Annotated in this window: 6 protein-coding genes and 1 other RNA gene; 3 read left to right on the top strand and 4 right to left on the bottom strand. The window is 70.5% G+C overall.

Annotation, left to right across the window (positions count from 1 at the left end; translation table 11 throughout):
- Window positions 1-129 precede the first annotated feature (129 nt).
- The 3 genes from ACFFNX_RS08745 to ACFFNX_RS08755 all read left to right on the top strand — a co-directional run bounded on the left by ACFFNX_RS08745 (window position 130) and on the right by ACFFNX_RS08755 (window position 3,185).
- Entirely contained in the window at window positions 130-276 is a 147-nt protein-coding gene (locus tag ACFFNX_RS08745) for a hypothetical protein (protein WP_378197873.1), read from the top strand.
- Window positions 277-432: 156 nt separating this feature from the next.
- Window positions 433-1,698, top strand: coding sequence for an nSTAND1 domain-containing NTPase (locus ACFFNX_RS08750; protein ID WP_378197875.1), 1,266 nt, complete (start codon window positions 433-435; stop codon window positions 1,696-1,698).
- Window positions 1,699-2,699: 1,001 nt separating this feature from the next.
- On the top strand, window positions 2,700-3,185 hold the full coding sequence (locus ACFFNX_RS08755; RefSeq protein ID WP_378197877.1) for a DUF1062 domain-containing protein: 486 nt from the start codon (window positions 2,700-2,702) through the stop codon (window positions 3,183-3,185).
- A 443-nt stretch (window positions 3,186-3,628) separates the two neighbouring features.
- On the opposite strand, the gene rnpB is transcribed toward ACFFNX_RS08755, so the two are convergent.
- The 4 genes from rnpB to ACFFNX_RS08775 form a co-directional block, all read right to left on the bottom strand.
- Window positions 3,629-4,019, bottom strand: an RNA gene (rnpB, locus tag ACFFNX_RS08760) — RNase P RNA component class A.
- 39 nt (window positions 4,020-4,058) lie between these two features.
- A complete protein-coding gene (locus tag ACFFNX_RS08765) occupies window positions 4,059-5,204 on the bottom strand; it encodes a bifunctional RNase H/acid phosphatase (protein ID WP_378197883.1) in 1,146 nt (381 codons plus the stop codon).
- 5 nt (window positions 5,205-5,209) lie between these two features.
- Complete coding sequence (locus tag ACFFNX_RS08770) at window positions 5,210-5,953, bottom strand: zinc ribbon domain-containing protein (protein ID WP_378197879.1); 744 nt, start codon at window positions 5,951-5,953, stop codon at window positions 5,210-5,212.
- A partial coding sequence (locus ACFFNX_RS08775) for a Nif3-like dinuclear metal center hexameric protein (RefSeq protein WP_378197881.1) occupies window positions 5,950-6,265 on the bottom strand: 316 nt, incomplete at its 5' end. The genes ACFFNX_RS08770 and ACFFNX_RS08775, both read right to left, overlap by 4 nt.

Genomic DNA, 6,265 nt, shown 5'->3' on the forward strand with positions numbered 1-6,265 from the left:
TGTCATATGACATACATGGATAGGGATCGCCCTAAATGACAATTAGCGACACATGCAGGAAAACGCAGGAAAACGAGTTATATTGTGGTGACAATCCGGACCGGGCAGCGGACTCACCGGGGAGGCATCATGCCACCGCTCACCATCGATCTGCAGGGAGTCACCTCTGACCTCCTGCGATCCGCCGACAACCCCGTTCTCACGAGCGCTGTCCTGGAGGCGATCCACCCGACCCGAGAGATGGCCGACGGAGCGGGGTTCGACAACAAACTCTGACGTCAGGGTTTCCAGCGGGCCCGGCGACTTCCACATTCGGCCAGACTTCCGCCTTGACTTCGTTGGCTTCGCGGCAAGGACCGGTGTAGGTGTAGTCGTCATCACCCCGCCGAAGCACGACCCGTTGGTCATCCCGGTCATGACGTGATCATGCTCATGAGCACGCGTTCCCCTTTCGTCGGCTCACGTCCGTTCGACACGGCGGATGAGGCGATCTTCCACGGCAGGGCCCGCGAGGCGGCGGCCCTGGCGAAACTCTGGCGCGATCACCGGGTGACGATCCTCCACGGCCCCGCCGGGGTGGGGAAGACCTCCCTGCTGCGCGCCGGCGTGCTGCCCGAGCTCGGCGCGGGCACCGACCCACGCGTGCTGCCCATCGGGCGGCTGGCGTTCCTGGCCGACTTCCCGCTGGCCGCCCTGCCCGACATCAACCCCTTCACGTTCGCGCTGCTGGCGTCCTGGTACCCCGAGGACTCGCCCACGCGCATCGCGGGCTCCTCGATCCGCGGCCTCGTGCGCAAGAACGCCGGCGTCGACCGGCACGGCGACGCGGTCCCCGTGCTCGCCGCGATCGACCAGACCGACCTGCTCTTCTCCGGCACCCGCGACAGGGACGACCATCGGCGGCGGTTCGCCGACGAGCTCGTCGAGGCCACGGCGGCCCGGCACGACCTTCATCTGCTCATCGCCGTCCGCACGGAGAACCTCGACGAGCTCCAGACACTCCTCGTGCGTTCGGGGATGCCGGCCCGGCAGCTCACCCGGTTCCCGCTGCGCGCCTTCAGCCTCTCCACCGCCCGTCAGGTGGTCAGCGGGCCGCTGAGCGACACCGGCCACCCGCTCGCGGCGAGCGCCGGGCGGCTCGTCGACGAACTGGGCGCCGGCGAGGCCGCCATCGACCCGGCGTTGCTGCAGATCGTGTGCAGCCGCCTGTGGGAGGAGCTCCCCCGGGAGAGCGGCGACGATGACGAACGCCTGCCGAAGGCGGTCGATCGCGCCCTCAGGGACCACTGTCTGCGGTCGCTGGCGACGGTCGCGACGGCGTACGGCGAATGGCCGAGCGCGCTGACCACGTGGTTCCGCCAGGTCTTCGGCCGCAAGCCGGACGCCGACGGGGTCACGGAGGGGCGGCGCCTCACGCGCGACCTGCCCAACACCGTCGTACGCGCGCTGGAGGATGTGCGCCTGCTCGTGGCCGACCGGCCCGCGGGCCGGCGCCGCTACCGCCTGCCGCAGGTCCGGCCCCGCCCCGTCGTCCGGCGGCGAGGACGAGAACCGGCTGCCGAGCGTGGACGAGTTGCTCGCCAAGATCCAGTCGGACCGCAAGCGCAACTCGGGCGGCCCCGCGGAGAGCGAGCCGGCGCCGGCCGCGGGCTACGACCCGCTGAACGACCCGCTGAACGATCCGCTGGGCACCGGTGAGCGCTCGACGTACGGATCCGGCTCGTCGTCCTCCTCGCCCTCGTACGGGTCGTCGTACGGCTCCTCACCGTCGGCCGGGAGCCCGCCCTCGGCGGGCAGCGGCTGGTCGTCCACGGACTACGGCTCCGACCCGCTCGGCACGGGCTACTCCGGCTCGTCCTCCTCGGGCAGCACGGGCGGGTACGGCTCGTCGTCCTCCTACGACGGCTCGTCGTCCTCGTACGACAGCGGGTACGGCTCGTCCTCGGGTTACTCGTCGAGCGGCGACCCGTCGCCGTACGGCTCGGACGACCCGCTGGGCACCGGCTACTCGGGCTCGTCCTCCGACTCGTACGGGTCGTCGTCCACGGGCGGCTACTCCTCCTACGGCGGTTCCTCGTCGTCGTCCTCGTACGGGAACTACGGGTCGGGTTCCCCCGGCTACGACTCGGGCTCGCCGCCGGCCCCGGGCCAGCCGTCGGACGACCCCAACGCCACGCAGGCGTACCCGAGCAGCCCGTACGGCAACTCGTACGGCAGCAACAACGACAAGGACAAGCGCCCGGAGGACTGGAACTCCTACGGCGACTACCGCCGCTGACCTTCAACGGCCAAGGCCCCGCTCCCCCGATTCCCGGGTGGGCGGGGCCTTCCGCGCTTCTGCGCCTCGCCTGGAGTTCCTCGGGCACTATCTCTCCCCTGGCTCCCGATGGCCGGGAAAACCGTTTGGGCTCTCCTCCCGCGTTCCCGTAGGTTGCCTGCGACCCCGCCGTCGTGAGGACAGAGGACAAGACCGCGTGACCCCGCCTGCCCTTCAGACCTGACACCTTCTTCCGCTCACCTTCAAACCGACGTTCCCGTCGGTTCTGCCGGGCTGCCGTTGCGCGCCCGGTCGTAAAGCGTTTGAGGCCGCGCGTCATCGGCCTCGTGTCAGGTCTAGAGGGCTCATGTCTTCACAACCTCATATCGTGCTGCCCTGGGTCGTCCGTCGAACCAGGCTGCCTCTGCTGTCGTTGCGGTGCGTGGCCTGCCGATCGGAGTCGGCCACCACGGGCGAGGGCAGATTCCGCGTCAACGCCAACAGCAAGCGACTGGACGTGTGGCTGCTGGTCCGCTGCGTATCCTGCGACCGGACGAGCAAGCTCACCGTGCACGAACGAGTGCCGGTCAGATCCTTCGACCCGGCCGAACTCCACGGCTACCGCGTCAACGATCCGGAACTGGTGGCGTCCAGGCTGCTTGATCCACTGTTCGCCCGCCGCAACCGCTTCACCCTGGACTGGACGGACGCCTGGCGGCTGGACACCTCGCCGACATGGCTCGACGAGCCGTGGCCGGTCCAGGTGGAGGTCGTCTTCGAGGACCCGGTACCGGTACGCCCGGAACGCCTCATCGCACAAGGCCTCGGCCTCAGCAGGAACGAGGCACTGCGCCGCATCAAGTGCAACGTCCCACTACGCCGTCCAACGAGCATTGGATTCACCTTCACCGTAATGGCCGAGGACTAGCCGGAACGCAGCCGGAGTGGTCCCCCTGCCGGTGGCAGGGGGACCATCGCCACCTAAAGATCTTCGAAGGCCACCCGGACGGCCCGACGAACCGATCGCCCTGCTCCATGAAGGGTTCTGTCGACCAGGCGGGACGCTCATGCTGCGCTCGGCAGGCTCGCCCCAGGCGAACTAGCCGGCGAGGTGCTCGCTGCGGCCCGCCTGAGCCAGTTCCACGGAGACGGCAGGCGAGACCGCTGGATTCGACGAACCTAGGGTGTCTCGCACATCAAGCGAAACCAGGCATCAACAGGATGCACACCGCCCTGGCCGACGCGTGGCCTCGCGAACCGCCACCACCCAACGATCGCGAAGGCTCTCCCGAGCCTCAGCCCTCGGGGGGCGTGGGGGGCGGAGGCCCCCCACAGCGGGGGCTCCGGGGGTCGCCCCCCGGGCCGGCACAGTGGACGAGTCGGCCTGTAGGCCGGGTTCTGTCCTCCGCGTCAGCGGAGGGGCGGCCATCCATCTAGGACCGCCGTTGCCGGCGGTCTCGAGCGGTCTACCCGCAGGCTCGGGCCGGCTGCCCTCTGGCGCCTGCGCGGGTCCGCCGTGGCGGGCCCTTCTTGACCTTGCTCCGGGTGGGGTTTACCGAGCCGCCCCAGTCGCCTGGGGCGCTGGTGGTCTCTTACACCACCGTTTCACCCTTACCTCCGCGGACGCGGAGGCGGTCTGTTCTCTGTGGCACTGTCCCGCGGATCACTCCGGGTCGGTGTTACCGACCACCCTGCCTTGTGGAGCCCGGACCTTCCTCGCCGGGGGCGGTGAGGCCCCCGCCGCGGCCGCCCGGCCGACTCGTCCACCAGTCTGACATTTTACCGTGCGCCGGCGCCGTCCCTAGCCGAGATGGTGGGTGTCGTTGAAGCGTCTGAGCACCGCGGGGCCGTCGGCGTACCAGTCGACCTCCGAGATCGAGGACACCTCCAGGAACATGCGGTACAGCGATGACGGCGGTGCCTCCAGCGCGGAGCGTACGAGGAGCTTGATCGGGGTCACGTGCGACACGACCAGGACCGTCTGCTGCCGGGCGCGTACGAGGAGCTTGTCGCGCGCGGTGTTCACGCGGCGTGCGACGTCGGCGAAGCTCTCGCCGTGCGGTGGGGCCACGGACGGGTCGGCGAGCCAGGAGTCGAGTTCGGCCGGCCAGCGTTCGCGGACCTCGGCGAAGGTGTAGCCCTCCCAGTCGCCGAAGTCGGTCTCACGGAAGCCGTCATCGGTGCGGACCGGCAGGTCGAGGACGTCGGCGACCTCCTGCGCGGTCTGGCGCGCCCGGCCCAGCGGTGAGGAGACGATCGCGTCGATGGAGCGGCCGGCCAGGGCCTTCGCCGCGGCCTTCGCCTGGAGCACGCCCGTCTCGGTCAGCGGGATCTCGCCGACTCCCGCGAAGCGCTTCTCCGCCGACAGGGGCGTCTCGCCGTGCCGGAGCAGCAGCGTACGGGTCGGTACGCCGGACGGGGCGGCCCAGCCGGGCGAGGTCTTTCGATGAGGCTCCTCATCGTCGGGCACGGCCGAGGCGGCGGACGACGACGCGGAAGACGACGCCGAGGACGACGCCGAGGACGACGACGCGGACCACTCCCGCCCCCGGGCGGCGGCGTCCATCGCCTCGTTGGCGAGCCGGTCGGCGTGCTTGTTGCGCTCGCGCGGTATCCAGGTGAAGCGGACCGAGGAGAAGCCGGAGGCGAGCTTGCGCGCCTCCATGGCCAGCGGCTTCATGTCGGGGTGCTTGATGCGCCAGCGGCCGGACATCTGCTCCACGACGAGCTTGGAGTCCATGCGGGCCTCGACGTCGGCGCCGGGGGCGATCTCGGCGGCCTTCGTCAGGGCGGCGATCAGGCCGCGGTACTCCGCGACGTTGTTGGTGGTCACGCCGAGCGACTCGGCGGCCTCGGCGAGCACCTCACCGGAGACGGCGTCGCGTACGACCGCGCCGTAGCCGGCCGGTCCCGGGTTGCCCCGCGATCCGCCGTCCGCCTCGACGATCAGTCTCACAGGCCGGATTCCTTGGTACGGACGAGGATCCGGCGGCACTCCTCGCAGCGGATGACGTCGTCCGGGGCGGCGGCGCGGATCTCGTTCAGCTCGACGGTGTTGAGCTGCAGGTGACAGCCCTGGCACTGGCCGCGCAGCAGGGCCGCGGCGGCGACGCCCCGCTGCTGGTCGCGCAGCTTGTCGTACAGCTTCAGCAGGTCGCCGGGGATGTCGGTGACCACACCCACGCGTGCCTGCTTGGTCAGCTCGGCCTCGCCGTCGATCTCGCGGTACGCGGCGTCGCGCCGGGCGGCCAGCTCGGCCAGGACCTTCTCACTGGTCTCCCGGTCGGCCTCGACCGCGCGGAGCCGGGTCTCGGCCTCCTCGCGCCGCTCCATGACCTCCAGAACGATCTCCTCAAGGTCGGACTGACGGCGCTGCAACGACGTGATCTCGGACTGGAGGTTCTCCAGGTCGCGGGCCGAGGAGACCTGGCCGGAGTCGAGACGCTTCTGGTCGCGCTCGGCGCGGGCGCGGACCTGGTCGACGTCCTGTTCGGCCTTCTTCTGCTCCCGGTCGATGTCGCTGATCTCGGTCTGCGCGGCGACCAGCGCGTCGCCGAACTCACGCAGGCGCTGCTCGGCGTGCTCGATCTCCGCCAGCTCGGGCAGCGCGCGCCTGCGGTGGTCGAGCCGGTCGAGCGCGGTGTCGAGCTCCTGCAGGTCGAGGAGCCGCAGCTGGGCTTCAGGTGCTGCTTTCACGTACTTCCTTCACGGGATCGAAAGGTCCAGGCGTCGGTGTTGGCCGCGGAGATTCGGGTCTCAACGTTAGTCTCCCCCAACAGCCCGGCCGCGTCGCGAAGCCATGGCCATTCGGTGGCCCAGTGCGCGGCGTCGACCAGCGCCGTCGTGCCCGCCTCACGGAACTCCGAGGCCGGATGGTGGCGCAGGTCGGCGGTGAGGTAGACGTCCGCGCCCGCCGCGCGCGCGGCGCCCAGCAGCGAGTCGCCGGCCCCGCCGCAGACCGCCACCGTACGGACGGGGGCGTCCGGGTCGCCGGCGACGCGCAGGCCG

Source organism: Actinoallomurus acaciae, from assembly GCF_042429965.1.
Lineage (GTDB): Bacteria > Actinomycetota > Actinomycetes > Streptosporangiales > Streptosporangiaceae > Actinoallomurus > Actinoallomurus acaciae.

Bases quoted from the DNA above. Each gene is read 5' to 3' on its own strand.
- ACFFNX_RS08745 (WP_378197873.1), top strand. From the start codon at position 130: ATGCCACCGCTCACCATCGATCTGCAGGGAGTCACCTCTGACCTCCTG.
- ACFFNX_RS08750 (WP_378197875.1), top strand. From the start codon at position 433: ATGAGCACGCGTTCCCCTTTCGTCGGCTCACGTCCGTTCGACACGGCG.